Source organism: Bacillus sp. FSL K6-2839 (assembly GCF_038003365.1).
Taxonomy (GTDB): domain Bacteria; phylum Bacillota; class Bacilli; order Bacillales; family Bacillaceae; genus Bacillus.
In genome coordinates, this window is the sequence record NZ_JBBOOZ010000001.1 from 2,619,379 (window position 1) to 2,644,355 (window position 24,977).

The 24,977-nt window shown below is 42.8% G+C and carries 30 protein-coding genes and 1 riboswitch; of the genes, 6 read left to right on the plus strand and 24 right to left on the minus strand.

Features of this window, described 5'->3' with window-relative positions:
* Positions 1–345: 345 nt before the first annotated feature.
* The 19 genes from sufB to MHH26_RS13620 form a co-directional block, all read right to left on the minus strand.
* Entirely contained in the window at positions 346–1,743 is a 1,398-nt protein-coding gene (sufB, locus tag MHH26_RS13530; RefSeq protein ID WP_034659904.1) for a Fe-S cluster assembly protein SufB, read from the minus strand.
* A gap of 17 nt (positions 1,744–1,760) precedes the next feature.
* On the minus strand, positions 1,761–2,207 hold the full coding sequence (gene sufU, locus MHH26_RS13535; protein ID WP_008347017.1) for a Fe-S cluster assembly sulfur transfer protein SufU: 447 nt from the start codon (positions 2,205–2,207) through the stop codon (positions 1,761–1,763).
* Positions 2,197–3,417 carry a cysteine desulfurase gene (locus MHH26_RS13540; RefSeq protein WP_340973690.1) on the minus strand — a complete coding sequence of 407 codons (1,221 nt, stop codon included), beginning with the start codon at positions 3,415–3,417 and terminating at the stop codon, positions 2,197–2,199. Before MHH26_RS13540 ends, sufU begins: the two co-directional genes overlap by 11 nt.
* Positions 3,417–4,730 (minus strand): Fe-S cluster assembly protein SufD, encoded by a 1,314-nt coding sequence (gene sufD, locus MHH26_RS13545; RefSeq protein ID WP_340973692.1) that lies wholly within the window; start codon positions 4,728–4,730, stop codon positions 3,417–3,419. The genes MHH26_RS13540 and sufD overlap by 1 nt, the downstream gene beginning before the upstream one ends.
* 18 nt (positions 4,731–4,748) lie before the next feature.
* A complete protein-coding gene (gene sufC / locus MHH26_RS13550) occupies positions 4,749–5,534 on the minus strand; it encodes a Fe-S cluster assembly ATPase SufC (RefSeq protein ID WP_003213654.1) in 786 nt (261 codons plus the stop codon).
* A 211-nt stretch (positions 5,535–5,745) separates the two neighbouring features.
* On the minus strand, positions 5,746–5,883 hold the full coding sequence (locus tag MHH26_RS13555; RefSeq protein WP_162839378.1) for a hypothetical protein: 138 nt from the start codon (positions 5,881–5,883) through the stop codon (positions 5,746–5,748).
* A gap of 215 nt (positions 5,884–6,098) precedes the next feature.
* Positions 6,099–6,467: a carboxymuconolactone decarboxylase family protein gene (locus MHH26_RS13560; RefSeq protein WP_003212803.1), complete on the minus strand. Its 369-nt coding sequence runs from the start codon at positions 6,465–6,467 to the stop codon at positions 6,099–6,101.
* 103 nt (positions 6,468–6,570) lie between these two features.
* Positions 6,571–7,392, minus strand: a complete 822-nt coding sequence (gene metQ, locus MHH26_RS13565; protein WP_334750438.1) for a methionine ABC transporter substrate-binding lipoprotein MetQ — start codon at positions 7,390–7,392, stop codon at positions 6,571–6,573.
* A gap of 14 nt (positions 7,393–7,406) precedes the next feature.
* Positions 7,407–8,075 carry a methionine ABC transporter permease gene (locus tag MHH26_RS13570; RefSeq protein ID WP_034659910.1) on the minus strand — a complete coding sequence of 223 codons (669 nt, stop codon included), beginning with the start codon at positions 8,073–8,075 and terminating at the stop codon, positions 7,407–7,409.
* On the minus strand, positions 8,068–9,093 hold the full coding sequence (locus tag MHH26_RS13575; protein ID WP_034660689.1) for a methionine ABC transporter ATP-binding protein: 1,026 nt from the start codon (positions 9,091–9,093) through the stop codon (positions 8,068–8,070). Before MHH26_RS13575 ends, MHH26_RS13570 begins: the two co-directional genes overlap by 8 nt.
* A 154-nt stretch (positions 9,094–9,247) precedes the next feature.
* Positions 9,248–9,356, minus strand: a riboswitch (SAM riboswitch).
* A 102-nt stretch (positions 9,357–9,458) separates the two neighbouring features.
* Positions 9,459–9,800, minus strand: a complete 342-nt coding sequence (locus MHH26_RS13580; RefSeq protein WP_003212918.1) for an SCP2 sterol-binding domain-containing protein — start codon at positions 9,798–9,800, stop codon at positions 9,459–9,461.
* A gap of 120 nt (positions 9,801–9,920) precedes the next feature.
* Positions 9,921–10,223: a thioredoxin family protein gene (locus MHH26_RS13585; RefSeq protein ID WP_282067026.1), complete on the minus strand. Its 303-nt coding sequence runs from the start codon at positions 10,221–10,223 to the stop codon at positions 9,921–9,923.
* Positions 10,224–10,235: 12 nt separating this feature from the next.
* The gene (locus MHH26_RS13590) at positions 10,236–10,580 is read right to left on the minus strand and encodes a toprim domain-containing protein (RefSeq protein ID WP_034660691.1); all 345 of its coding nucleotides are present in this window, start codon (positions 10,578–10,580) and stop codon (positions 10,236–10,238) included.
* A gap of 128 nt (positions 10,581–10,708) precedes the next feature.
* A complete protein-coding gene (locus MHH26_RS13595) occupies positions 10,709–10,945 on the minus strand; it encodes a YusG family protein (RefSeq protein ID WP_034659913.1) in 237 nt (78 codons plus the stop codon).
* 44 nt (positions 10,946–10,989) lie between these two features.
* Positions 10,990–11,373 (minus strand): glycine cleavage system protein GcvH, encoded by a 384-nt coding sequence (gcvH, locus tag MHH26_RS13600; RefSeq protein ID WP_282067027.1) that lies wholly within the window; start codon positions 11,371–11,373, stop codon positions 10,990–10,992.
* Between the two features lie 66 nt (positions 11,374–11,439).
* A complete protein-coding gene (locus MHH26_RS13605; protein ID WP_034317446.1) occupies positions 11,440–11,796 on the minus strand; it encodes an arsenate reductase family protein in 357 nt (118 codons plus the stop codon).
* Between the two features lie 114 nt (positions 11,797–11,910).
* Positions 11,911–13,692, minus strand: coding sequence for an acyl-CoA dehydrogenase family protein (locus MHH26_RS13610; protein ID WP_340973697.1), 1,782 nt, complete (start codon positions 13,690–13,692; stop codon positions 11,911–11,913).
* A 14-nt stretch (positions 13,693–13,706) separates the two neighbouring features.
* Positions 13,707–14,882: an acetyl-CoA C-acetyltransferase gene (locus tag MHH26_RS13615; protein WP_226804012.1), complete on the minus strand. Its 1,176-nt coding sequence runs from the start codon at positions 14,880–14,882 to the stop codon at positions 13,707–13,709.
* Between the two features lie 12 nt (positions 14,883–14,894).
* Positions 14,895–17,282, minus strand: coding sequence for a 3-hydroxyacyl-CoA dehydrogenase/enoyl-CoA hydratase family protein (locus tag MHH26_RS13620; protein WP_340973699.1), 2,388 nt, complete (start codon positions 17,280–17,282; stop codon positions 14,895–14,897).
* A 199-nt stretch (positions 17,283–17,481) separates the two neighbouring features.
* Here MHH26_RS13620 and MHH26_RS13625 point away from each other — a divergent pair, with 199 nt between their 5' ends.
* The 3 genes from MHH26_RS13625 to MHH26_RS13635 are packed head-to-tail and all read left to right on the plus strand — an operon-like array spanning position 17,482 to position 18,256.
* Positions 17,482–17,619 (plus strand): YuzL family protein, encoded by a 138-nt coding sequence (locus MHH26_RS13625; protein ID WP_003212904.1) that lies wholly within the window; start codon positions 17,482–17,484, stop codon positions 17,617–17,619.
* Positions 17,620–17,645: 26 nt separating this feature from the next.
* A complete protein-coding gene (locus MHH26_RS13630) occupies positions 17,646–17,897 on the plus strand; it encodes a hypothetical protein (RefSeq protein ID WP_223249598.1) in 252 nt (83 codons plus the stop codon).
* Positions 17,898–17,908: 11 nt separating this feature from the next.
* Positions 17,909–18,256 (plus strand): spore coat protein, encoded by a 348-nt coding sequence (locus MHH26_RS13635; RefSeq protein ID WP_034659918.1) that lies wholly within the window; start codon positions 17,909–17,911, stop codon positions 18,254–18,256.
* A 32-nt stretch (positions 18,257–18,288) separates the two neighbouring features.
* Here MHH26_RS13635 and MHH26_RS13640 read toward each other — a convergent pair whose 3' ends face one another.
* The 3 genes from MHH26_RS13640 to MHH26_RS13650 form a co-directional block, all read right to left on the minus strand.
* Positions 18,289–18,540 (minus strand): YusU family protein, encoded by a 252-nt coding sequence (locus MHH26_RS13640; RefSeq protein WP_066030425.1) that lies wholly within the window; start codon positions 18,538–18,540, stop codon positions 18,289–18,291.
* Positions 18,541–18,612: 72 nt separating this feature from the next.
* A complete protein-coding gene (locus MHH26_RS13645; protein WP_003213584.1) occupies positions 18,613–19,443 on the minus strand; it encodes an ABC transporter ATP-binding protein in 831 nt (276 codons plus the stop codon).
* Between the two features lie 148 nt (positions 19,444–19,591).
* Positions 19,592–20,038, minus strand: coding sequence for a YusW family protein (locus MHH26_RS13650; RefSeq protein WP_170938423.1), 447 nt, complete (start codon positions 20,036–20,038; stop codon positions 19,592–19,594).
* A 113-nt stretch (positions 20,039–20,151) separates the two neighbouring features.
* Here MHH26_RS13650 and MHH26_RS13655 point away from each other — a divergent pair, with 113 nt between their 5' ends.
* Positions 20,152–20,994, plus strand: coding sequence for an oxidoreductase (locus tag MHH26_RS13655; RefSeq protein WP_340973701.1), 843 nt, complete (start codon positions 20,152–20,154; stop codon positions 20,992–20,994).
* Between the two features lie 45 nt (positions 20,995–21,039).
* Here the strand turns inward: MHH26_RS13655 and MHH26_RS13660 are convergent, their stop codons facing one another.
* Positions 21,040–22,410, minus strand: coding sequence for a S1C family serine protease (locus MHH26_RS13660; RefSeq protein WP_034659926.1), 1,371 nt, complete (start codon positions 22,408–22,410; stop codon positions 21,040–21,042).
* Positions 22,411–22,746: 336 nt separating this feature from the next.
* Here MHH26_RS13660 and MHH26_RS13665 point away from each other — a divergent pair, with 336 nt between their 5' ends.
* Both MHH26_RS13665 and MHH26_RS13670 read left to right on the plus strand, forming a co-directional pair.
* The gene (locus MHH26_RS13665) at positions 22,747–23,424 is read left to right on the plus strand and encodes a response regulator transcription factor (RefSeq protein ID WP_066030424.1); all 678 of its coding nucleotides are present in this window, start codon (positions 22,747–22,749) and stop codon (positions 23,422–23,424) included.
* Positions 23,421–24,752 carry a sensor histidine kinase gene (locus MHH26_RS13670; protein ID WP_034659929.1) on the plus strand — a complete coding sequence of 444 codons (1,332 nt, stop codon included), beginning with the start codon at positions 23,421–23,423 and terminating at the stop codon, positions 24,750–24,752. Before MHH26_RS13665 ends, MHH26_RS13670 begins: the two co-directional genes overlap by 4 nt.
* Before the next feature lie 20 nt (positions 24,753–24,772).
* On the opposite strand, the gene spxO is transcribed toward MHH26_RS13670, so the two are convergent.
* Entirely contained in the window at positions 24,773–24,937 is a 165-nt protein-coding gene (gene spxO / locus MHH26_RS13675; protein ID WP_095285802.1) for an anti-adapter protein SpxO, read from the minus strand.
* Positions 24,938–24,977 lie beyond the last annotated feature (40 nt).

The window sequence follows — 24,977 nt, forward strand, 5'->3', positions numbered from 1 at the left end:
GATAATATGAAATATTTATATATTACATACTATCGTTTTTGAAAAAATATCTTGAAACCAGACCATAAGCGATTTTAACATTTCTATAATTTTCTATTTTTATCATATGTTTGTGACTGGTGTGCTTAAGGAATCATCTTCAGACATAGTAATATGTACAAATAAAGGCACTCATGATTTAACCTACACATGCGCAATACTGCTTCTTTAATGAGGTTGTGGGGCATAAATCGATTAAAAAAACAGAGGACATTTATCTAGATATTACTGAAAAATAAAAGAAGACGAACTTCAAAAGTTCGCCTTCTACACTATTCAAACCCTTGTAAATAAAGGTTTTTAAATTTAACCAATCGAACCTTCCATTTCAAACTTAATCAAACGGTTCATTTCAACGGCGTATTCCATTGGTAGTTCTTTTGTGAATGGCTCGATGAAGCCCATGACGATCATTTCTGTTGCTTCTTCTTCAGAAATTCCGCGGCTCATCAAGTAGAATAGCTGCTCTTCTGATACTTTTGATACCTTCGCTTCGTGCTCTAATGAAATGTTGTCGTTTAAGATTTCATTGTAAGGGATCGTATCAGATGTTGATTTGTTATCCATGATGAGTGTGTCACACTCGATATTTGAGCGTGCACCCTCTGCTTTGCGTCCGAAGTGAACGATTCCGCGGTATGTGACTTTACCGCCTTGTTTCGAAATCGATTTCGATACGATCGTTGAAGATGTGTTTGGTGCAAGGTGAATCATTTTCGCACCTGCATCTTGGTGCTGACCTTTACCTGCTAGGGCAATACTTAATGTCATACCACGAGCGCCTTCACCTTTTAGGATGACCGCTGGGTATTTCATTGTCAGCTTAGAACCGATGTTTCCATCAATCCATTCCATTGTCGCATTTTCTTCACATACTGTACGTTTCGTCACAAGGTTGAAGACGTTGTTTGCCCAGTTTTGAATCGTTGTATAACGGCAGTAGCCGCCTTTTTTCACGACGATTTCAACAACCGCACTGTGAAGAGAGTTTGTTGTGTAAACTGGAGCTGTACAGCCTTCTACGTAATGCACATGTGCGCCTTCATCAACAATGATCAGTGTACGCTCGAACTGACCCATGTTCTCAGAGTTGATACGGAAGTATGCTTGAAGTGGTGTATCTACTTTTACGCCCTTTGGTACGTAGATAAATGAACCACCAGACCATACAGCCGAGTTAAGCGCAGCAAATTTGTTGTCAGTCGGAGGAATGACTTTTGCCCAGTGCTCACGGAAGATGTCTTCGTTCTCTTTTAATGCGCTGTCTGTATCTTTAAACACAATTCCTAGATCTTCAAGGTCTTGCTTCATGTTGTGATACACAACTTCAGATTCATACTGAGCAGATACACCTGCTAAGTACTTTTGCTCTGCTTCAGGGATACCAAGCTTATCAAAGGTTTGTTTGATTTCTTCTGGTACTTCATCCCAAGAACGCTCAGAGCGCTCTGATGGCTTTACGTAGTACGTAATTTCATCAAAGTTTAATGCATTTAAATCTCCGCCCCATTGTGGCATCGGCATGTTGTAAAAGTGCTCAAGAGATTTCAAACGGAAGTCGAGCATCCACTGAGGCTCTTCTTTCATACGAGAAATTTCTTCAACGATCTCTTTTGTCAGTCCGCGCTCTGAACGGAAAATGGAAACGTCTTTATCAGAAAAGCCGTATTTATATTCACCAACATCTGGCATTTTTTTAGCCATCCATTTTCACTCCAATCTTATGATTTGCCGTTATCTTCGGCAGATGCGCCTTTTTCAAGCGCCTTCCAGGATAATGTTGCACATTTGATGCGGGCTGGGAATTTTGCCACTCCCTGCAGCGCCTCAATGTCTCCAAGATCAATGGAATCGTCGTATTCTTTTCCTAGCATCATATCGGAGAAAATCTGAGACATTTTCAAAGCTGTTTCAATATCTTTCCCTTTAATCGCCTGCGTCATCATAGAGGCAGATGCCATCGAAATAGAGCATCCTTCTCCTTCAAATTTCGCATCAATGACTTTTTCGTCTTCGATTTTCATCGTGAGACGAATGCGGTCACCACACGTTGGGTTGTTCATATCGACGACAATACTGTCGTTTAACACACCTTTGTTTCTCGGATTTTTATAATGATCCATAATCACTTGTCTGTACAGTGTGTCTAAGTTTACATTAAAAGACATTCGTAAAATACTCCTTTGTCTTACGGAGCGCTGCGATGAGCTCGTCAATCTCTTCTTCTGTATTGTACAGATAGAAGCTTGCTCTTGCACTCGCTGATACACCAAGCCATTTCATGAGCGGCTGTGCACAGTGGTGTCCAGCACGAATGGCGACACCTTCCGTATCCAGAACAGTAGACGCATCATGCGGATGGACGTCGTCTAAGTTAAACGTCACAAGTCCAGCTCGGTGCTGCGGTCCATAAACAGTCGCACCATCAAGCTCCTTAAAGCGCTCAAGCGCATAAGTGGCAAGCTGATGCTCGTAACGGCTGACTTCTTCCATACCAATGTCATTTAAGAAATCAATCGCTTTTCCTAGTCCAACTGCTCCGGCAATAATCGGTGTTCCCGCTTCAAATTTCCACGGCAGCTCTTTCCAAGTAGAATCATACAAATCCACAAAGTCGATCATTTCACCGCCAAACTCAGCAGGCTCCATATTATTCAAAAGGTCCTTCTTCCCGTAAAGTACACCGATGCCAGTCGGTCCACACATTTTATGCCCAGAGAATGCGAAAAAGTCACAATCTAAGTCCTGAACATCAATTTGCATGTGCGGCGTGCTTTGCGCACCATCGACGACAATGATTGCCCCATGATCATGGGCAATTTTAGCGATCTCTTTAATCGGGTTGATGGTTCCTAATACGTTTGAGACATGTGTGACAGCGACGATTTTCGTTTGATGTGTGACCGTTTGCTTCACATCTTCAAGCGATAGCGTGCCGTCTTCCTGTAACGGAATATATTTCAATGTGGCGCCAGTTGCTTTTGCTGCTTGCTGCCAAGGGATGATATTCGCATGATGCTCCATGTGCGTAATGACAATCTCATCGCCTTCTTTGAGGTTTGCTCTAGCATAGCTGATCGCCACTGTGTTTAGTGCAGTTGTTGTACCTCTAGTAAAAATAATCTCCTGGACAGATGAAGCACGGATGAATGCACGAACTTTCTCTCTCGCACCCTCGTATGCGTCCGTTGCTTTTGTGCCAAGGGTATGAACACCCCGGTGGACGTTCGAGTTGTAAGACCGGTAATACTCATTCATTGCATCAATGACCACTCTTGGTTTTTGAGAAGTCGCTGCACTGTCCAAATACACCAAATCATGTCCGTTCACTTGCTGATGAAGGATTGGAAATTGCTCACGAACGTCTTTGATATTCATTATTTTACTTTCCTTTCAATCACAGAAACGAGCTGCTTTTTAACTCCTTCAATCGGCAGTTCTTTGACGACTGGATTTAAGAAGCCATAAATCACAAGTCTTTCTGCATCTTCTTTGGAAATCCCGCGGCTCATGAGGTAATACAATTGAATTGGATCGACACGTCCAACAGAAGCAGCGTGCCCTGCTGTCACATCATCTTCATCAATTAATAGAATTGGGTTTGCGTCACCGCGTGCTTTTTCACTCAGCATGAGAACACGTGATTCCTGCTCTGCATTTGACTTCGTTGCGCCATGCTCGATTTTACCAATTCCGTTAAAGATAGAGGATGCTTGATCCTTCATCACACCATGCTTCAAGATATACCCTTCAGAGTTTTTACCGAAGTGGATGATGCTTGTTGTAAAGTTTTCTGTTTGATTCCCACGGCCGACAACAACGGATTTTGTATCACCGAATGTACCGTCGCCCATAAGCTTTGTGATATTTTCAGACACGACGTCTCCATCATTCATCAGGCCAAGCGCCCATTCGATTTTACTGTCACGGCCATTTGCCATACCGCGTCTGTTCACATACACTGTGACACCTTCTGCAAGGTTATCTACTGCACCGTAAGTGACGCGGGCGTTTGCTCCCGTGAACACTTCGGACACGATATTGAAGATTGCTTCTTCAGGTTTTGCTGTACTAATGTAGTTTTCTACATATGTCACAGCACTATGGTCGTCTGCTACGACGATGACATGGTTGAACAAAGTCGTGTCGTCATTTTCATGCAGGTAGACGGCTTGAATTGGTGCTTCAAGCTCCACATTTTTCGGTACATAGAGGAAAGCTCCGCCATTGACTAAAGCAGCGTGTAAAGCTGTTAGTTTATGCTCATCTACTTTCACTGCATCAGTCATGAAGTATTTCTGCACTAGATCTCCATGCTCGCGGATCGCTGTATGAAGGTCAGTGAAGATCACGCCTTTGTTTTTCGCTTCCGTTGAAAGAGACAAGTATGCTGGCGTTTGATCACGCTGAATGTAGACTGTCTTATCCGTGTCCTCTAAATCAATGAGAGATTTCACTTCTTCAGGAAGCTCTTCTAATGATCCAAATGGCGCACTTTCGACTGTATGCTGTTTGAAATTGGTTAAATTCCATTTAGAAATATTCGTTTTGTCGGGATTTGGCATTGGAAGGTCTTCTGCTTTTTCAAGAGCCTGTAAGCGAAGGGAGCTCATCCATGCCGGTTCCTGATGCTTCTCGGAGAAGCTTTTGACATAATCTTGATCTACTGATAATTTCGTTTCTAATGTCATCAATAATCCTCCTAACGCTTACGCTTCTTGACCAACAGTTTCGTCTTCAATTCCTAACTCTTTTTTAATCCAGTCATAGCCTTCTGCTTCTAAACGCTGCGCGAGCTCTGGTCCGCCAGATTTCACGATACGTCCTTGCATCATGACATGAACGTGATCTGGTGTGATGTAGTTCAGTAGACGCTGATAGTGAGTGATCATTAAGCAGCCGAAGCTTTCGCCGCGCATTCTGTTAATTCCTTTAGAAACCACTTTCAAAGCATCGATATCAAGACCAGAATCGATTTCGTCAAGAATCGCAATCTTTGGTTCAATCATCATTAATTGAAGAATTTCATTGCGTTTTTTCTCCCCGCCTGAGAAACCTTCGTTTAGGTAGCGCTGCGCCATGTCTGGATCCATTTCAAGGAACTCCATGTTTTCGTCCATTTTGCGGATGAATTTCATCAGAGAGATTTCATCGCCTTCTTCTCTGCGAGCGTTAATAGCAGAACGAAGGAAGTCCGCATTTGTCACACCACTAATTTCAGATGGGTATTGCATCGCAAGGAAAAGACCTGCTTGAGCGCGCTCATCTACTTCCATTTCAAGTACATCTTCGCCATCTAGCAAAATGCTGCCTTTTGTTACTTCATATTTAGGGTGTCCCATAATTGCAGCAGATAAAGTTGATTTACCTGTACCGTTTGGTCCCATTACTGCGTGGAATTCTCCACCTTTTATCTCGAGGTTTACACCCTTTAAGATTTCTTTCCCTTCAATCTCAACGTGCAAGTCCTTAATTGTTAAAGTCGAAGCAGTCATATATCGATACCTCCAAAATAATCATTATTCTCAATTTATTCTCATTCTAATTTTATAACAAATTAAAAGTGAATACAACACATTCACGATATACGTGAGAGGATGCTCTCAAAATTCTAACAAAAAAAGCCGGTAGATAAAAGGATTTATGTCGAAAAGACTGTTTTCATAAAGAAAGGACGGGAAACTGTTCTCCCCGTCCCTGAGCTATTTAATAGCCTCGTATATTCATTTTTGCGAGCTGTCTTTTCTCATCTCGATAGGACTGCTCTCGTTTATATTCCACTTTCATCCGTAAGTCATGGTCTCTTTCGTACTCTGCATAGCTCATGCCATGAGCTTTATGCATGGCCTTTTCCATCTCGGCGGTATAATCCAATCCCAGTGTACTATGGTCCGAACAAATAATAAACCATTCCCTTCTTTGAGTGTAGCTTTATTATATCAAAGACATGCGGCTTCACTCAAAAGGGATATGACGTTCTATGCTGGCATATTTTCTCACACAATCGGCTGAGAACGACTCAACTCCCTGATATGGAAAAATACCGTCTTATCCTTCCCTTAATGCGTCTGTCCTCCAAATTCATCAATACATTGCTGAACGACAGTAATCCCTTGACTCAGTGCTGCCCCGCCGCCAAATGCTGCCGCCACGCTGACAACCTCCAGCAAATTCTCTTCTGTCGCGCCTTGATCGAGCGCTCCCTTTGTATGATAAATCATGCAGTATTCATCCTGTGCATGAATACTGATGCCAAGGGCAATCATTTGCTTTTCCTTTTGCGTTAATGAATCGCTCTGAAAGCATTGCTCCGTAAATTCATTGAATTTCTTCCCAAACACCGGCATTTTCTTCTGAAATTCACCCATTGCCGTTTTATAATCCGTCAATGATTGCTGCATAGATCCGCTCATATGCTGTTCATTCATCTTTATTCCATCCCTTCAGGTCATTTGTTCGTTTTTATTATGAGCGAGATTTGAAAAAATACACAAAAAACCTCGCTTTGATGAAAGCGAGGTTGAATCGTTGTTATTCAGATACCGGTAGAACTGCACCGTCGTATTTTTTGTCGATGAATTCTTTAATTTTATCAGAGTGAAGAACTTCCATTAATGTCTTGATCTTCTCTGATTTTTCTTCACCTTTGCGAACAGCCACGATGTTTGCATATGGGTTGTTCTTTGTTTGCTCAAGTTCGATTGAATCGTTTTTCGGATTCAATTTATTTTGGATCGCATAGTTGACGTTGATAAACACAGCAGCGCCTTCACTGTTTTCATAAGCTTTCGCTGTTAGTTCAGGAGCGATTTTTTTGAACTTTAGGTTCTTTGGGTTTTCTTTGATGTTCTTTACCGTTGAGTTGATTGTATCAACCTTTGGATCAAGCTTAATGACACCGGCATTTTGTAATAGAGCAAGCATACGTCCTTGCTCAGCTACGTTGTTTGTCATGATGATGGTGCCGCCATTTGGAATATCTTTTACTGATTTGTATTTCTTAGAGTAGATACCGAAAGGCTCAAGGTGAACCGCACCAGCACTTACTAGGTTATAATCTTTGTTTGATTTGTTCTCTTCGTTCAAGTAAGGGATATGTTGGAAAAAGTTTGCATCCACTTCTTTTTCAGCTAACGCTTTGTTGTACATTTTATAATCACTAAGTACCTTCACTTTGAGGTCGTAGCCTTTTTCTTTTAGAAGTGGTTTTGCTTCTTCAAGAATCTCGGCATGTGGTGTTTTTGAAGCAGCAACCGTAATGGTTTTGCTATCACTTGCGTTATTAGATGAACCGCATGCAGCTAAAATGCCTGCAAATGCTAGGAATAGTGCACTTAAAATCAATTTCTTCATGAATAAATCCTCCCTTATCTTTTATCAATTTTATTTGTAATCAAATCACCGATTATTTGAATAATAAAGACGATGATGAGAATAAACACAGTGGCAACAAGTGTGACATCTGTATTACCAGATTGGTATCCCTCTACATAAGCGAGGTCACCAAGTCCGCCTGCCCCAATTGCACCTGCAATCGCAGTTGAGCCAATTAGAGCAATCGCTGTTACGGTAATACCTGAAATGAGGGCTGGCAATGATTCTGGCAACAATACTTTGAAAATGATGGTCGACGTTTTGGCTCCCATTGATCGTGCTGCTTCAATGACTCCTTTATCTACTTCACGCAGTGCAATTTCGACAAGGCGTGCATAGAATGGAGCTGACCCTATGACAAGGGCAGGGAGGGCTGCATTGGGACCTAGAATTGTGCCCATAATAAGTTTTGTAAACCCTAATAATAGAATGATTAAAATGATAAAAGGAATCGATCTAAAAATGTTGACGACTGCCCCGATAACGGTGTTAATCGGTTTATTTTCCCAAAGACCGCCTTTACTAGTCAGAAAGAGCAATAGCCCAAGGATGATACCAATAATAAAAGCAAATGCTAGTGAAATGAGTGTCATGTACACCGTTTCACCCGTTGCATTCCAAATGACTTCTAAATCAACGTTCGGAAACCATTTCTCAAACATGTGTCATCACCTCAATTTCAACCTGTTTGCTTTGGATATAGGCGATGGCTTTTTCTACCTCGGTCTCTTCTCCATTAATATGGATAAAGAGTGTTCCAAACGCGCCTTCCTGCGTTTGAGAAATCTTTCCTTGAAGGATGTTTACATCGACATTGAAGGATCGAATGATTTCAGTGATGAGCGGCTGCTCGGCAGAATCACCAATAAAGGACAACCGTACGACCTGACCTTCTTTTACACGCTCTAAGACGTGCTCGATTGTTTCTTTCGCTTCCTCTGGTTCAGCAAGCTGCTGTACAAATCGCTTCGTCATTTCTTCCTTCGGCTGTCTGAAGACGCGTAATACTTCGCCTTCTTCGACAATGCGTCCATTCTCCATCACCGCCACGCGATGACAAATTTTGCGAATGACATGCATTTCGTGTGTAATCAGCACAATCGTGAGCCCTAGTCGTTTATTGATATCCGCCAAAAGCTCAAGGATGGAATCGGTTGTTTGCGGATCAAGCGCAGACGTCGCTTCGTCACAAAGAAGAACCTTTGGATCATTTGCTAATGCTCTCGCAATCCCCACACGCTGCTTTTGTCCGCCGCTTAGCTGAGACGGATACGCATTTTCTTTTCCTTCTAAACCGACTAATTTAATCAGTTCATTCGCACGTTCTCTCCGTTTTGATGCCTTTACACCTGCGATCTCAAGCGGGAACATAATATTTTGTCTCACCGTTCTTGACCAAAGTAGGTTGAAGTGCTGGAAGATCATACTGATTTCTTGTCTTGCTTTCCGAAGTTTCGCATTCGATACTTCATTGATCCGGTTGCCTGCCACTTCAACAATTCCTGCTGTTGGCAGCTCCAGACCGTTTAATAGGCGAATAAGCGAGCTTTTTCCGGCACCGCTATACCCGATAATTCCGAATATTTCACCTTTATCGATATCCAAGTTAACTTCTTTCACGGCATCAACATTTCCGCTTTTAGAGTGGTACGTTTTTGATACATTCTGTAAATGGATCACAGTCTGTTCACCTGCTTTCTTGCTGAATCTATAGGTTGCCATCACATACGTTATTTATTCTTCCTGCTGTCATGCCTCTAGCCTGACACCAGGTCAGTAAAAAAGACCTAACTGCAACGCAAGCAGAAAGGCCTTTTATGTTCAATACGCCTTTCTCTCATCTTTCAAAGCATTGCGGCTTTGAGTGAATTGGCACCAATTTCAGCTATGCTGACGGTTGCCGGGTTTCATAGGGCACGTCCCTCCACCTCTCTTAATAAGAGAAAATATGTTGTTTTATGTGATGTTCATGTTTTTACTAACGTAGAATATCATGCTACCCGAGATATGTCAACGCTGTAAATCGCTAATTTCCTAGTAAACGACTACGTTATCATTTTTCGAAAAAAACCGTTCGTCAGCCAAAGCACCGCTTCTAGTCTTAGGAGCGCACGGAATGACCCTTTTACTTTCACTTGTCCCCTGCTAATTAACTGCTGTAAGGACATATCTCCATCTAATAATTGAAGTATTTCTTTTCTCTCACCATAAAAGATGAGATCCGATAACTCAATTGCAGGTAGTTTCTTCACTTCACCACGCTCATCCACAATCAATGTACAAGAGTCAGTTTCCGCCTCAAATGTAATCTTCAAGGATGATGATGAGAGCAGCGGCTTTAGCAATAATCGCTGCCCTGTGTTACCATGGGTTTTCACTTTTTCCACATGTATAACCTCCCTGTCATTTGGTTATACATAACATTTCTCTACAAACATTGGCTTGTCCTTTATAAATAACTCGACAAATTTTCAGACGAATTGCTTGAAATATGACAAAAAACCGCTTTATTTAGCGGTTTCAATCATTTCATGAAGATATGGAACGGAGTGAAAGGCATAGCCTTTTTGCACCAGCTCACCTTTTTTAAACAGTAGAAAGCAAGGAACGCTTTCGATCTCAAAAGCTTTTGCAAAGCCTGGTGAGTAGTTTAAATTGTTTTCATAAAATGGTACATCCGGCTGCATGGCGTCTACGACTGCCAGCATTTTCTTTGCCAGCTGGCATGTTCCGCAAAACGGTGTATATAAGTATAGAAGAAATAAATCGTCCTTTATTTCCTTGAATTCGTGTTCTTCAATCTCTTTCATATACGTCCACCCTCATAAATATTTCGAATGAACATCAATGTTTGCAGCTAATAGGATAGATGCAATGTGGGCTGACGGTGAAGCGGCCACTTCGCGGTACGTTCTGTCGACAAAAAGATGAAGTGCTTCAGGGAATTCTTTTCGAAATTGCTTCCGCAGTTTGTCGCCTGCATCGTCACTGTCTGCTAATATGTAAACGTCTTTCCCTAATAATTCGTCTACGAGCTGATCCAGCTTCGATGTACTGATCGTGCCATTGGTGCAAATGATGGTAACAGGTTCACTTATGACTTCTTTTAGCTTTTGTTTGTCTGTTTTACCTTCTACAATGATGACCTTTTCTACCTCTACATTCAACACGATCACCCGGCCCTTTTGACATTGTTCACTTCTCCCTTAGATTACAATCTTTCATCGAGGTTGTAAAGATTGGGCACTTGCACTAAAAAGACTGCAGCTTATGCTCACTGCAGCCTCATCTGTGATTAGCACCAGCCATTTTCATCATCACAGTCTACATATTTTTCTGTCCCGTGGGTCAATGTATCCGTCAGACGATAAAAACGATTTTGATCATAGGAATAACCTGATTTTAACTCATATTGGTTTTCACTAATCATCGTGCCAATCTCTTCATTTTGATGATACAACACCATGCCGCTTTCTTTGAATCGTCCAGTGACATGATCTGTTATATCCACCTGTTCTTTTTGAAAAGACAAATTGGACACCCCCCATAAAGGTAGAGTGTCCAATTTCACGTGAATTAGTCTTCTTTTGTCATTTCTTCATATTGCTCAGCAGTCATCAAGTTCTCGATTTCAGATGCATCAGCTGGCTCAACCACGATCATCCATGCTTTTTCGTATGGAGAGTCGTTGACGAATTCAGGGCTGTCATCCAGCTCATCGTTCACTTCGACGATTGTGCCGTTGATCGGTGCGTAAAGCTCAGAAACTGTTTTCACTGATTCTACACTTCCGAAAGGCTCGTCCGCTGTGATTTTGTCTCCTACTTCAGGAAGCTCAACGAACACGATATCACCTAGCTCAGATTGAGCAAAATGCGTAATACCGATACGCACCTTCTCCCCTTCTACTTTGACCCATTCATGTTCTTCTGAATAACGTAAATCTTTTGGTGTGCTCATTCAATACCCCTCCAGTCTTTTCTTTCAATCTATATTGAAGATACCACAATCTGAATGAAAGTTACATCATTTCCAGACGCTTTTAAAGGTATCTTCATTAAATCCAACTGTGACTCGTTTACCGTCTGTTGTAATCGGACGCTTGATCAGCATTCCGTTCGATGCGAGTAATTCTAGCTGCTCGTCCTCTGACATTGCAGGAAGTTGATCTTTCAGCTGTAGCTCCCGGTATTTCTGTCCGCTTGTATTAAAGAACTTCTTCAGCTCTAAGCCGCTTTTTTCGTAAAGGGCTTTTAATGTTTCTTTATCAGGCGTCTCTTCGACGATATGTATGCTGTTGATGTCTTTATTGTGTTCTTCCAGCCATTTTTTTGCTTTTCGGCATGTACCGCAAGATGGGTATTCATAAAAATCTAAAGCCACCATTTTCACCTCCTGCAAATTGTGAGAACATTTTATCACAAAATATTTTAAAAACCTAAATGTATGCTTACAAAAAGGTGCGGATATCACTCCGCACCTTTTAAGCTGTCCTCCTTATACGATATATTTCTCTGCTTCAAAGATTCGTTTCGCCACTTCGCGCTTTTTGGCGATGACATTGATCGGGGTGAATCTTGTCAGTTTGCGAAGAGCTGACAGACTCATGCGGAGTGAATCTCCTTCTTCCATCGCGATCAAGGATTCTTTTGCATGGGCTTCAATTTTTAAGAAGGCTTCCTGCGTGAAAATTTGTGTGTAGGCAAGCTTTTGAGCGTTCTTTTCTAGCCCTGATGAAGCCATTGCCTTTTCGGTACGCAGAATCGCCGATTCAGCAGCAAAAATTTCATTGACGATATCCGCTATGTTCACAAGGATTTCTTGCTCTTTGTCTAAAGCTTTTCCATACTTCATCGCTGCCATACCAGATACCATAAGGGCGATCTTTTTCGCATGGGCGAGTAAATATTTTTCTTGATCGAGCGGCTGATCACCCGGCTCTTCCGGCATCATCATCATGAGCTCTTCCTGTAAGGTTTGCGCTTTTTGAAGCAGCGGAAGCTCTCCTTTCATCGCTTTCTTCAGGAATGTGCCTGGTACAAGCAGACGGTTGATTTCGTTTGTCCCTTCAAAAATACGGTTAATCCGCGAGTCACGATAGGCTCTTTCGACCTCGTATTCTTGCATGAATCCATATCCGCCGTGAATCTGCACGCCTTCATCTGCAATATAATCTAAAGTTTCAGAGCCAAGCACTTTACAAAGAGAGCATTCAATCGCATATTCTGCAATGGACTGGGCAATTTGTTTGCCGTCCTTTTGCTCTTCTTCACTTAATAGACCCATGCGCTGTTCAAATAATCCGACTGTGCGGTAAACAGCACTTTCCATCGCATAGAGCTTTGCAGACATGTTGGCTACTTTTTCACTAATTAAGCTGAATCGAGAAATTGGTGTTTGGAACTGCTTACGCTGGTTTGCATATTCTGCCGATAATTGAATGACACGTTTTGACGCACCAATTGTCCCGACAGCCAGCTTATAGCGTCCGATATTCAAAATGTTAAAGGCAATGACATGACCTCTGCCAGCTTCACCTAGTAAATTCTCCTTCGGCACTTGAGCATCTTCAAGAATTAACGTTCTCGTCGAGGACCCTTTAATGCCCATCTTTTTCTCTTCAGGTCCAGTTTTGACACCTGGAAAATCCTTTTCTACGATAAAAGCAGAGAAGTGTTCACCATCAATCTTCGCATATACGACAAAGACGTCGGCAAATGCGGAGTTTGTAATCCATTGTTTTTCCCCATTAAGCACATAATGGGTTCCAGCTTCATTCAGGACTGCAGTCGTTTTTGCTCCAAGAGCGTCAGAGCCTGATCCTGGCTCAGTTAGGGCGTACGCCGCAATCGTTTCTCCAGAAGCGAGCCCAGGCAGGTATGCTTCCTTTTGCGCTTGATTTCCAAACAGCACGATTGGCAGAGATCCAATGCCGACATGGGCACCATAGGAAAGTGAGAAACTCCCTGCTCTGGAGAATTTCTCGGTAATGATGGCTGAACTGATTTTATCTAATCCGAGTCCGCCGAATTCTTCAGGCACATCAGCTCCTAGAAGTCCAAGCTCTCCAGCTTTTTTGAGAAGCCTGACGGAATGCTCGAATTCATGATGTTCAATTTGATCTATATACGGAACAACGTCTTGTAAAATATAATCCTCTGTTGTCTTTCCAATCATTTGATGCTCATCAGAGAAATCCTCTGGTGTAAAGATATGCTCATAATTCGTCTCATCAATTAAGAAGCTTCCACCCTTTTTTACATCTTCCATTGCTTTCATCCTGATTTCCCCCTTTAGATCAATTCAAAAATTCCTGCTGCTCCCATGCCCCCGCCGATACACATTGTGACGATGCCAAATTGCTCGTTTCGCCGTTTCATTTCATGAATGAGTGACAGTGTAAGTTTCGTTCCTGTACAGCCGAGCGGATGCCCTAACGCGATTGCCCCGCCATTGACATTCACTTTCTCTTCATCGATCCCTAAATGACGAATGACTTGAATTGCCTGAGAGGCAAACGCTTCGTTTAATTCAAACAGCCCGATATCCTTCAGCTCAAGTCCAGCGATTTTCAGCGCACGCGGAATGGCTTCAATCGGACCGATTCCCATCACCTCAGGCGGTACACCGCCAACAGCAAACGCCCGGAACTTGGCGAGCGGCTGAAGGGAAAGTGAGGATGCTTTCTCACGGTCCATCATCATCACACACGCAGCGCCGTCACTTGTTTGTGAAGAGTTTCCTGCGGTCACCGTGCCTTTTGTTGAGAAAGCCGGTCGCAAAGTGGAAAGAATCTCCTCCGTTGTGCCCGCTCTCACGCCTTCATCCTGTGAGAACGTGAATTGATGTTCTTCTAATTGATATTGCTCCCCTACCCGCCGCTCTGTTACATCAACGGATACGATTTCATCTGAAAATTTCCCTTCCTGCAATGCTTTGGCTGCCTTTTGATGACTTCTTACCGCAAAGGCGTCCTGATCTTGACGTGTGACCTGATACTTTTGCGCCACTTGCTCTGCCGTGTGGCCCATGCTCATATAATATTCAGGCGCTTGCTCTGCCAATTGAGCATTCGGACGAATGGAATGACCCATCATCGGCACCTGTGACATCGATTCGACTCCTCCAGCTAAGATCGTTTCTGCCTGACCGAGCATAATCCGCTCACCCGCATAAGCGATTGACTGAAGACCAGATGAGCAGTAACGGTTGATAGTGATGGCAGGTACTGTATATGGAAGTCCTGCTAACGCCCCAATATTCCGAGCCACATTTAACCCCTGCTCTGCTTCTGGTGTTGCACACCCAATGATCAAATCGTCTATCTGTCCGTCGTAATCACCGGCACGCTTTAGTGTTTCTTTTACACACAATGCGCCCATATCATCAGGCCGAACATGTTTTAACGATCCTTTTTTCGCCTTCCCTACTGGTGTTCTCGCGCCAGCGACAATGACTGCTTCTCTCATTTTGACTCCCCCTTAGTTACGTAAAGGTTTTCCTTTGACGAGCATGTACTGCATGCGTGCCTGTGATTTCACTTCTCCTACAAGACTTAAAAAGGCTTCCCTTTCAAGCTCTAATAAGTATTGCTCCTCTACCTCTGTTCCAAATGGCAGTTTCCCGCCGGAAATGACATGAGCTAATTTTTTGACAATGGTCATGTCATGCTCTGAAATGTATCCAGACAGTCTCATATTTTCAGCAGCCAATATCATTGCTGCATAGCCTGTTTCTCCCATGACGGGCACCTTCTGCTTGAGCGGTGCACGATAACCCGCTTCATCAAGAGAGAGCACCAGTTGTTTCGCATCATAGATCAGGTGGTCCCCGTTCATACTGATTCGGTCACTCACGCGGAGCATGTTCATATCCCGCGCTTCCTCAGCCGAAGTGGATACTTTAGCCATTGCAATCGTTTCAAATGTTTTCAGCGTGGCATCTTGTATAGCGGTCTGCGTCGGCTTAGCTGATCCTTGCAGATGGCGAAGGTATAATTCTTTGTTTCCACCACCGCCCGGAATCAGTCCAACTCCCGCTTCAACAAGACCCATGTATGCTTCACTGGACGCTTGAATAGCTGCTGCCGGCAGACAAACCTCTGTTCCGCCTCCGAGTGTCATGCCAAACGGTGCAGCAACGACTGGACGGTCGCTATATTTCACCTTCATCATTGCCTGCTGGAAGCGGCGGATCACAAAGTCAATTTCAAAGAAATTATCGTCCTGAGCTTCCATTAAAATCAAAGCAAGGTTGGCACCAACACAGAAGTTCTTCCCTTGGTTTCCGATGACAAGCCCTCTATAATTCTGTTCCACCTCATCGACAGCGCGATTGATCATGTCAATGACATCTAGTCCAATGGCATTGCTTTTGGAGTGAAATTCGAGCAAGGCGACATCATCACCGATATCAATCAAGCTCGCACCAGAATTTTTAAAAATCACGCCCTGCTTCTTTTTCAATTTCGCTAAAGAAATATTCTTTTCGTTTCCTTTTTCCTGTTCATAAGCCCCATTGTGATAAAACGCACGCTCTCCATCAGCATTCACTTGATAGAATGTGTCGTGTCCTTCTGACAGCATGTCTTGCACCCACTGCGGGATGCTGTGACCTTCTGCTTCCATGCGCTCGGCTGCTTTTTTCACACCGATTGCATCCCAGAGCTCAAATGGACCGTGCTGCCAGCCAAATCCCCATTTCATTGCGTTATCGACGGACTGAATATCATCCGCAATTTCGCCTTTTAACTGAGCTGAATAAAGGAGCACAGGTGCCGTCATGTTCCAAAGCAATTGTCCTGCACGGCCATCTTGATAAATAAGCGCTTTCAATTTCGCTTTCGTCCCTTTTTGCTGCTTCGCCATCTCAATGCCTGGATCTTTAAGCTTCGTTCGTTCTCCATACGTGAGCGTCACAGGATCAAGTTCTAAAATGGCCTTTCCATTTTTTTGATAAAATCCTTGCCCTGCCTTGCTGCCAATCCATCCTTTTTCAAGCATTGTTTCAATAAACTCAGGCAGCTGGAAAATATCTTTTTCCTTTCCTTCTACTTGGTCATATACGTTGCGGGCTACATGGGAAAACGTGTCGAGCCCTACGACATCAAGTGTACGGAAGGTCGCACTTTTCGGTCTTCCAATGAGGGGTCCTGTGACCGAATCCACCTCTCCAATGGTGTATTTGTTTTCAAGCATTTCACGCACTGTTACAAGGAGTCCATAAGTACCAATACGATTGGCAATAAAGTTCGGCGTATCTTTCGCTTCAACGACGCCTTTGCCAAGTACATCCTCGCCAAACGTTTTCATAAATTGAAGTACTTCTGGATCTGTTTCTTGAATAGGAATGATTTCTAAAAGCTTTAAATAACGGGCTGGGTTAAAAAAATGTGTGCCTAAAAAGTGGCGTTTAAAATCATCTGATCGGCCTTCTGCCATTTTTTCAACCGAAATACCGGATGTGTTACTTGATACGATGCTGCCTTCTTTGCGGTGTTCGTCGATGAGAGAGAATACGTGTTGTTTGATGCTGAGTTTTTCAGTGACGACTTCAATGATCCAGTCAGCATCATGTAATAAGGAAAGGTGATCTGTGAGATTTCCCGGTGTGATGTATGATAGGTTTTTTGCTGATGTAAGAGGTGCTGGTTTTTGCTTTAACAATTTTTTCATCGCTTCTTGACTTAATCTATTCCGAACACTAGGGTGATCAAGCGTTCTCTTTTTCGCCGTTTCTTCCTTTGTCAGTTCGTTTGGCACAATATCTAGCAATGTTACTGGTATCCCGATATTGGCTAGATGCGCAGCAATGCCTGAGCCCATGACACCTGAACCAATGACAGCCGCCTTGCGAATATGTTTGCCCATAAATATCCCCCTAAACATTTTGAATGAACAGTCATTCATTTTTTGTCCAAAAAAAAGCAATGCCTCTTTCTTTATCTTAAAAGATTTTCCGAAACAGTTCAAGAGCGGATTTCAAAAATTTACACATTCTGATGTGCCTTACTTTGCGGCGTATGAATTAAAGATGAGAGGGCATTGTAAGAATGGAGGTGATGTCCACATGTCTCGTTTGAAGAAAAACCCATCGAAAGCAGGCGTAAGTGCTGCAAGTGTAAAAGGAAACGCAGGTCCATCACAGGAAGCAGACCTAGGCGGCAAAAAGACCAGTCAAAATCAGCAATATAAAAAGAATCAGTAAGGAAACAAAATCGTAAGGAGGAACACATCTTGAACAATCAGCAAATGAATATGCCCCCGCAAGTCATTTCAGTGAAGGATTCCTTGTACTTAGAGGATATGCTGAATTGGAACTTGATCGCTATGAAAAAGGCTCACTTTATGGCCGAGCACTGCCAAGACCAGACTTTGAAACAAGAATTAAATCAAGTGGGCCAAATGCATCATCAGCATTACACACAAATTCTTCAGCATTTAGGCAGCTCAGGGCAAGGCCAGTCTACTGGCTTTATGCAATAGGAGGAAAAAACATGGAACAACAAAACCAACAAAAAATCGGGAATCCACAAACTCCGGTTCCCACGACAACAAACATGAATGATCGTGATTTTGTCACAGACCTTTTGTCGACTGAAAAATATATGACAAGCGGTTACAACACAGCGCTCAATGAATTCAGTCATGAATCTCTTTACCAAGATATTCAGCGAATTGCGCTAGAAACTCAGAAAACACAAAGACATTTATATGATGTCATGTTCCGATATGGCTGGTATTCTGTTGAAGCCGCTGAACAGCAAAAGCTCCAGCAGGCACACCAGAAATTCCAGCAAACACTGACAGATCAATCTCCATACGGACCATCACAGATGTCATAAAGAAAAACTGCCAGTGTAGTGCTGGCAGTTTTTTAACGGTCTTGATTGGCTCGATGAGCTTCGTTCATTTGTTTGATCCGCTGAATTGTTTCTTTGATTTCTTCCTTCGCTTCTGGATACGTTTCATTAAAGTGCTTGGCTAGAGGCGGCATGCTTTTTGCAATATGAGAATAGATCACCCACTGTTTCACATCTTGTTTCAGTGCGTCTGTTGATTCACCAAGCAGCAGCTCTGTATATTTATCAAGCAAGCCCTCAAGCTTTTCATCTAATTCATTTCCCATTGAGTTTCCGCTCCCTTTTTAAGAAAAAAGCCTGACTCTGTGCGTAACAGATGTCAGGCTTTTGACATACGATTATCTTGCAGCAAGAAATGTCTCCGCTTGCGCTTGCTGTACGATACAGCGTCCTCTACCGTGCGGAATACATAATGGTGTCCCGAATAAAGGATCTGTCGTCACTTGGCAGTTCATATCAAAGACATTTTTCACAAGATCACAATTAATGACTGTTTCTGGTCTTCCTTCTGCATAAATCGTCTTGTCTTTAATCGCCACAAGGTGATGAGCATATCTGCATGCGAGATTCAGGTCATGAAGAACCATGACAATCGTGCGCTGCTCTTTTTCATTTAAGTCAAACAGAAGGTCTAGAATTTCAATTTGATGCGTCATGTCTAAATACGTCGTCGGCTCATCTAACAAGATAATATCCGTCTCCTGTGCTAACGTCATCGCAATCCATGCACGCTGCCTTTGTCCACCTGATAATGAATCGACCGTTCGATCAGCGAGGTCTTCCATCTTTGTTGACTTCAGTGCGCGATTCACCGCTTCCTCGTCTTGCTTCGACCACTGCTTCAGCCAATTTTGATAAGGATATCTGCCTTGCTTCACTAATTGATGCACCGTCAATCCTTCTGGCGCTTCTGGTCCTTGCGGAAGAATGGCGAGCTGTTTCGCTACTTCCTTTGTTGGTAATTTGGCAATGGAATGACCTTCAAGCAGGACAGAACCACCCATTGGCTTCATGAGACGGGCCAAAGAGCGAAGTAGCGTGGATTTACCGCATCCATTGCTGCCAATAAATACTGTGATTTCACCCTTAGGGATTGATACATTTAGTTCATCTATGATCATTGTTTCTCCGTAGCCTAAGCTTAAACCTTCAGTAGAAATGGCACTCATTCCGCTCAAACGCTCCTTTTCTCATGCAAATTTTTTATATGAAATATCGTCTATGTATAGACGGAAAAGATCACTTATCTCAATTTAGTGTATCAGATTTAAGTGATCTTGAAAATCATTTTCAATTAAAAAATGAGAAAGTCTCGTTTTACTTCTTCTTTTGGAATGTACGTTTGGTCCCATCTTCAAGCTTAATATCGACCTGAATCCGCTGATAATCATCGTCTAGATTAAAAGCGGCTAATAGCTCATTTACATACGCATCATTGATCTTCTCACTAGGAATAGACATATCATTTAGCTTCATCTTCATCTCGCGTAATGCTTCTTCACCTTCATAGCGGACACCGTTCATATGATCACGGATAAGTGCTTCTTCTTTGCCTTTCGCCTGACGATAGGTGGCTTCGTATAATTCGCTTTTCTGCCCGTATTGAACATGCAGGTGGAGATGCTCAAATGGAAGTTCCTTCATTTGAACCGCTGAGAGACTCTCTGCTTCTGCTTCCTTTGTTTGCTGCAGCGGTTCGATTGATTGGCAGCCAGACAGCATAAAAAGCAGCACTCCTATTTGTCCCGCCTTCTTCCAACACATCATGTGCTTCCTCCTATTTCTTATCATCGCTTTTTATTCTTCTCCATCCTGCTTTTCGTTATTCAATAAAACAGCGGACTATGGTAGATTGAAACAAAAAGGAGAACGAGATGATGAAAAGAACAGCCATTGTAACTGGCGCCAATAGCGGCTTTGGCAAGCTCATCACGATAGGTCTCGCCAAGCAAGGCTATACAGTGATTGCAGGGGTCAGGCAGGAAGCCAATGCAAAAAAGCTTGCCGAAGAGATCAAGCAAGCCTCTTTATCCGAAGCGATACATATTGAAGCATTAGATGTCACAGATACGCAGTCGATTCAAGCATTTCAGAAAAAGCTACATGCTTACGCCCCCATTACCTTGCTTGTCAACAATGCGGGAACAGCCTATGCGGGTTTTGCTGAAGAGGTTCCTGTTGACACGTACCGCCAGCAATTTGATGTAAACGTCTTCGGAGTCATGGAAATGACACAAGCCGTCCTTCCGTTTATGACAAATGGTGCAAAGATATTCAATATGAGCAGCATCAGCGGATTAATGGGAATGCCCGCACTTTCTCCATATGTATCCTCCAAGTTTGCTTTGGAGGGCTATACAGAGAGCTTGCGCATTGAACTGGCCTCATTCGGTATACAGGCAGTCTTGATCGAGCCAGGCTCTTTCCAAACAAATATTTGGAACACGTCTATGAACGAGCACATGTTGCAACCAGGGGAAGGATCGAAATACACAAGCATCTATCAAAAGATGATGGTTTATATCAATGCCCAGAAAACCAACTACGGTGACCCGCGTGAAGTCGCAGAGCTTGTGATTCGATTAGCCGAGAAGAAACGGCTGAAAAAGTTGAGATATCCGATTGGGAAAGGGGTGCGACTTTCATTCACAGCAAAGCAGCTCTTGCCTTGGAGCATGTGGGAAAAGATCATATTACGTACACTCTCTTCAAAAAAATAAGCATAAAAAAACAGGTAGACCTTTAACGTCCACCTGTTTTTTCATTTATTCGGTTTCAGACTGTCCAAGGGTAATGTCTAGATTTTTATTTTTCCCTTCACGAATGACAGTCATTGTCGTTTTATCGCCGACTTTTGTTTCTTTGTACAAAATTTCTTTCAGCTGAGAGCTGTTTGCCACGTTTTTCCCTTTGAATTTGATGATGACATCTCCAGATTTCAAGCCTGCTTTTTGTGCAGGTGATCCTTTTGATACATCTTTTACATAAATCCCTTTGCCGATTTGTTTATCAAATAAGCCGAGCGTATTTTCTTGATACGTTTCAGGCACTTGCTCAAGGTCAATCATTTGTACGCCAAGGTAAGGACGTTCAACCTTTCCATTTTTCAACAGCTCATCTACAATCGGTTTGACATCGTTACTTGGAATCGCAAAGCCAAGTGATTCCACACCGCTTTCGCTAATTTTTAAACTGTTGATGCCAATGACTTGACCATCTGTATTGATAAGCGGTCCCCCGCTGTTCCCGGGGTTAATCGCTGCATCTGTTTGCAGTACATTCATTTCCACCGTACCAGATGATGTGTTCGCTTCAACTGTACGATCAAGACCACTAATAATCCCTTCTGTCACAGTACCAGAGAACTGTGCACCGAGCGGGTTCCCAATTGCGATCACTTTGTCTCCAGCACGGAGCTTAGAAGAATCACCAAAGCTCGCCACTTTATCAATGCCGTCTGCATTGATTTCAACAACAGCTAAATCTGTCATCACATCATTGCCGACCAGCTTTGCGTCTTTTGTTTTCCCATCATAAAGTGTGACCTTCAGTTTATTGGCACCCTCGACTACGTGGTTATTTGTAATAATGTACGCTTTTTTGCCATCTTTTTTAAAGACGACACCAGAACCCGTTCCAGCTTCAGCTTCTGTTGAGTCACCGCTAAGGCCAAACGAATTTTGTGTAGATTGATAGTTTGAGACTCCTACAATGGTTGGCTCTAAATCTTCTACCATATCAGCGACATTCGTGGCATTGGTGATTTGTTTTGTTGAGAAATTATCAGAAGCTGCCGGCTCACTTGAAGCTGTTTGCGTTTGTGTGTTTGCAGCTGTGTCCTGTGACTGCGGCAAAAGCGGTGTAATGCCAAGCACAAGGCCTCCGCCAATAATCCCTCCAAGGATCGGACTGAGCCATGCCGCTTTCCGCTTTTTCTCCTTTTTCGACGCACGGTCATCCTCCATTTGAGGAGAATGGTTTGTCACACTCTCCTGAGTGGCAGATGCTTCGTTTTCATGAGGTTGATAAACGAGTTCCTTTTCTTTTTCTGGTTCGTCTATTTGTTTCTCATTCTCTTGATGCACATCTTCTTGATGATTCATCTTCTTCTCTTCATCTTCTCTTCGGAAATCCATCGCTTGCACTCCTTTACATCGTGTTCATGACTTGCTTGATTCATATGTTTAGATAGGACTCATGTCCTCTTAATGGCAATATCATTGAAGATACTTCATGACAATATGTCAAATTATATAATACTTATTGATAGAAAAAAAGCAAGGTGCGCACATTCGTGAAAAGCACCTATTTATCTACCTTTTGTCTATGCCCTTTTTTCCCTTGAGCTTATCATAAACAAACATTATGGGATAATGATGAGAAGAATATGTGAAATTGTGAAAAAAGCATGTGATTGTTGACATGCCGCCTTTGTATCCCGTTATAATGACGTTGAGAGGATGTGGAAGACTTTGTCGTACACCATTTATTTAGTGGAAGATGAACAAAACTTAAACGAACTTTTAACCAAATATTTAGAAAGTGAAAATTGGAATGTCTCCTCTTTTTTAACCGGAGAAGCGGCACGCCGGGCAATGAACAAGCCGCCGCATCTATGGATTTTAGATATCATGCTGCCTGATACAGATGGCTACACACTCATTAAAGAAATCAAAGCCGCATCACCTGACGTACCGGTCATTTTCATTTCGGCACGCGATGCAGATATCGACCGTGTCCTCGGCTTAGAGCTGGGAAGCAGTGATTATATTGCGAAGCCATTTCTTCCGCGCGAGCTGATCATTCGGGTGCAAAAGCTGCTTGAGCTTGTGTACAAAAATAGCGATACTCCGCAGCAGAAAAGCGTCACACCCGTCTCCTCCTATGTCATTCATGAGGATGTAAGAGAGGTGTATGAAGGAGATCAGCTGATTAACTTAACTTCTAAGGAATTTGACTTGCTGCTTTTATTTACACATCATCAGGGACATGCTTTTTCTCGTGAAGATATCCTCGTCAAAATTTGGGGACACGACTACTTCGGAACAGATCGTGTGGTCGATGACCTTGTCAGACGGCTACGCAAAAAAATGCCCGACTTAAAGGTCGAGACCATCTATGGATTTGGCTATAGGATGCTAAAAGGATGAAGAACAAACCGCTCGCTTTTCAAATTTGGGTCGTCATCTCTGGTATTTTGCTCACGATCTCGATTGTCCTGATCATCCTATTTTCTAATACATTACGAAACTTTTTCACGAATGAAATTTATAAAAATATCGAAAATGAACAGCAGGTGCTCACAGAATATCCGTTGAACCGAGACGGCTCGCCAAAGTCGACACCGGAAAACCGCTCGGTGCAGCACATTCTGATTCCGTCAGATGAATTAAACCAAATGGCACAGTTTTTCCCGCACGCCTTTATTGAGAAAATCCAAGCCTTTGTGAAAAAACAAAAAAGTGCAACGAAACGCTATTCTGAAGAGGTGAATGGCCAGCACATCTTTTTTGTCATCAAAAAAGTATCAACAGACAATACACAATATATTCTTCTGTCCTATGCACCAGACTCTTATCGAGACGACCTGTCCTTTACGCTGTTTAAACAGCTGATATTTATCCTTGGCACCGTTATTTTATTAAGCTGGATTCCATCGATTTGGCTTGCCCGCTACTTATCCCGTCCAATCGTTGCGTTTGAAAAGCACGTGAAGCGGATTGCGCAAGAGGACTGGGACGACCCTGTCATCGTTGACCGGCAAGATGAGATCGGGAAGCTTGGTCATACCATTGAAGAAATGAGACAAAAGCTCATTCAAAAGGATGAAACAGAACGGACTCTTTTGCAAAATATATCACATGACTTAAAGACGCCTGTCATGGTCATCCGCGGCTATACGCAGTCGATTAAAGATGGTATTTTTCCTAAGGGAGATCTTGAACAAACGGTGGAAGTCATTGAAGGTGAAGCGGAAAAACTTGAGAAGAAAATCAAGGATTTGCTGTACTTAACAAAGCTTGATTATTTATCAAAACAACACCCCGCACATGCTTCCTTCCTACTCAGTAATACGATGCTGGAAGTGGTCGACCGAATACGCTGGTCGAAAAATGAATTGCAGTGGAACGTGGACTTAGATGATGAGGCTGCTCTTGAAGGCGATCCAGAACAATGGAGCAAATTATTTGAGAATGTACTAGAAAATCAACTCCGCTACGCAAAAAGTAAAATTGATATCCAAATGAAACAGGAAGAGGATCAAATACGCATTGTCATTCGTAACGACGGTCCTCCCATTGAAGAACATATGCTATCCAACCTATACGAACCTTTTAGTAAGGGAAAAAAGGGCGAATTCGGTATTGGATTAAGCATTGTCAAAAAAATTCTCTCCATGCATCAAGCGTCTATATCAATTGAAAATGATGATCTAGGTGTACGTTATACGATCACGGTTCCAAAGAAGAGACTGTAGGTTTTTGACCGCAGTCTTTTTTAGATGAATGAATACCCATTGAAATCACGGTATGTGGCTTTGATTTTCTTGCCAGCTTGATACATCCATTTCTTTTCAATGGTTGTCTCTTTCGGCATTTTGACTTTTTCTACTTGTATTCCTTTTGTTCGCAAGCGTCTCATCATATCATCGATTTCTCTCATGGAACATCATCCTTTCACATTTTTTGACCAGTTGGTCACC

What these genes read in the sequence shown, in the direction of transcription:
- MHH26_RS13645 (WP_003213584.1), bottom strand. Translation starts at nt 19,443, where the DNA reads ATGAGTGCCATTTCTACTGAAGGTTTAAGCTTAGGCTACGGAGAAACA.
- MHH26_RS13555 (WP_162839378.1), bottom strand. Translation starts at nt 5,883, where the DNA reads ATGCATAAAGCTCATGGCATGAGCTATGCAGAGTACGAAAGAGACCAT.
- metQ (WP_334750438.1), bottom strand. Translation starts at nt 7,392, where the DNA reads ATGAAGAAATTGATTTTAAGTGCACTATTCCTAGCATTTGCAGGCATT.
- MHH26_RS13625 (WP_003212904.1), top strand. Translation starts at nt 17,482, where the DNA reads ATGTCTCGTTTGAAGAAAAACCCATCGAAAGCAGGCGTAAGTGCTGCA.
- sufB (WP_034659904.1), bottom strand. Translation starts at nt 1,743, where the DNA reads ATGGCTAAAAAAATGCCAGATGTTGGTGAATATAAATACGGCTTTTCT.
- spxO (WP_095285802.1), bottom strand. Translation starts at nt 24,937, where the DNA reads ATGAGAGAAATCGATGATATGATGAGACGCTTGCGAACAAAAGGAATA.
- MHH26_RS13585 (WP_282067026.1), bottom strand. Translation starts at nt 10,223, where the DNA reads ATGAAAGAGATTGAAGAACACGAATTCAAGGAAATAAAGGACGATTTA.
- MHH26_RS13610 (WP_340973697.1), bottom strand. Translation starts at nt 13,692, where the DNA reads ATGAAAGCAATGGAAGATGTAAAAAAGGGTGGAAGCTTCTTAATTGAT.
- sufC (WP_003213654.1), bottom strand. Translation starts at nt 5,534, where the DNA reads ATGACTGCTTCGACTTTAACAATTAAGGACTTGCACGTTGAGATTGAA.
- MHH26_RS13650 (WP_170938423.1), bottom strand. Translation starts at nt 20,038, where the DNA reads ATGTGTTGGAAGAAGGCGGGACAAATAGGAGTGCTGCTTTTTATGCTG.
- MHH26_RS13670 (WP_034659929.1), top strand. Translation starts at nt 23,421, where the DNA reads ATGAAGAACAAACCGCTCGCTTTTCAAATTTGGGTCGTCATCTCTGGT.
- MHH26_RS13615 (WP_226804012.1), bottom strand. Translation starts at nt 14,882, where the DNA reads ATGAGAGAAGCAGTCATTGTCGCTGGCGCGAGAACACCAGTAGGGAAG.
- sufU (WP_008347017.1), bottom strand. Translation starts at nt 2,207, where the DNA reads ATGTCTTTTAATGTAAACTTAGACACACTGTACAGACAAGTGATTATG.
- MHH26_RS13560 (WP_003212803.1), bottom strand. Translation starts at nt 6,467, where the DNA reads ATGAATGAACAGCATATGAGCGGATCTATGCAGCAATCATTGACGGAT.
- MHH26_RS13660 (WP_034659926.1), bottom strand. Translation starts at nt 22,410, where the DNA reads ATGGATTTCCGAAGAGAAGATGAAGAGAAGAAGATGAATCATCAAGAA.
- sufD (WP_340973692.1), bottom strand. Translation starts at nt 4,730, where the DNA reads ATGACATTAGAAACGAAATTATCAGTAGATCAAGATTATGTCAAAAGC.
- MHH26_RS13635 (WP_034659918.1), top strand. Translation starts at nt 17,909, where the DNA reads ATGGAACAACAAAACCAACAAAAAATCGGGAATCCACAAACTCCGGTT.
- MHH26_RS13655 (WP_340973701.1), top strand. Translation starts at nt 20,152, where the DNA reads ATGAAAAGAACAGCCATTGTAACTGGCGCCAATAGCGGCTTTGGCAAG.
- gcvH (WP_282067027.1), bottom strand. Translation starts at nt 11,373, where the DNA reads ATGAGCACACCAAAAGATTTACGTTATTCAGAAGAACATGAATGGGTC.
- MHH26_RS13570 (WP_034659910.1), bottom strand. Translation starts at nt 8,075, where the DNA reads ATGTTTGAGAAATGGTTTCCGAACGTTGATTTAGAAGTCATTTGGAAT.
- MHH26_RS13540 (WP_340973690.1), bottom strand. Translation starts at nt 3,417, where the DNA reads ATGAATATCAAAGACGTTCGTGAGCAATTTCCAATCCTTCATCAGCAA.
- MHH26_RS13620 (WP_340973699.1), bottom strand. Translation starts at nt 17,282, where the DNA reads ATGGGCAAACATATTCGCAAGGCGGCTGTCATTGGTTCAGGTGTCATG.
- MHH26_RS13640 (WP_066030425.1), bottom strand. Translation starts at nt 18,540, where the DNA reads ATGGGAAATGAATTAGATGAAAAGCTTGAGGGCTTGCTTGATAAATAT.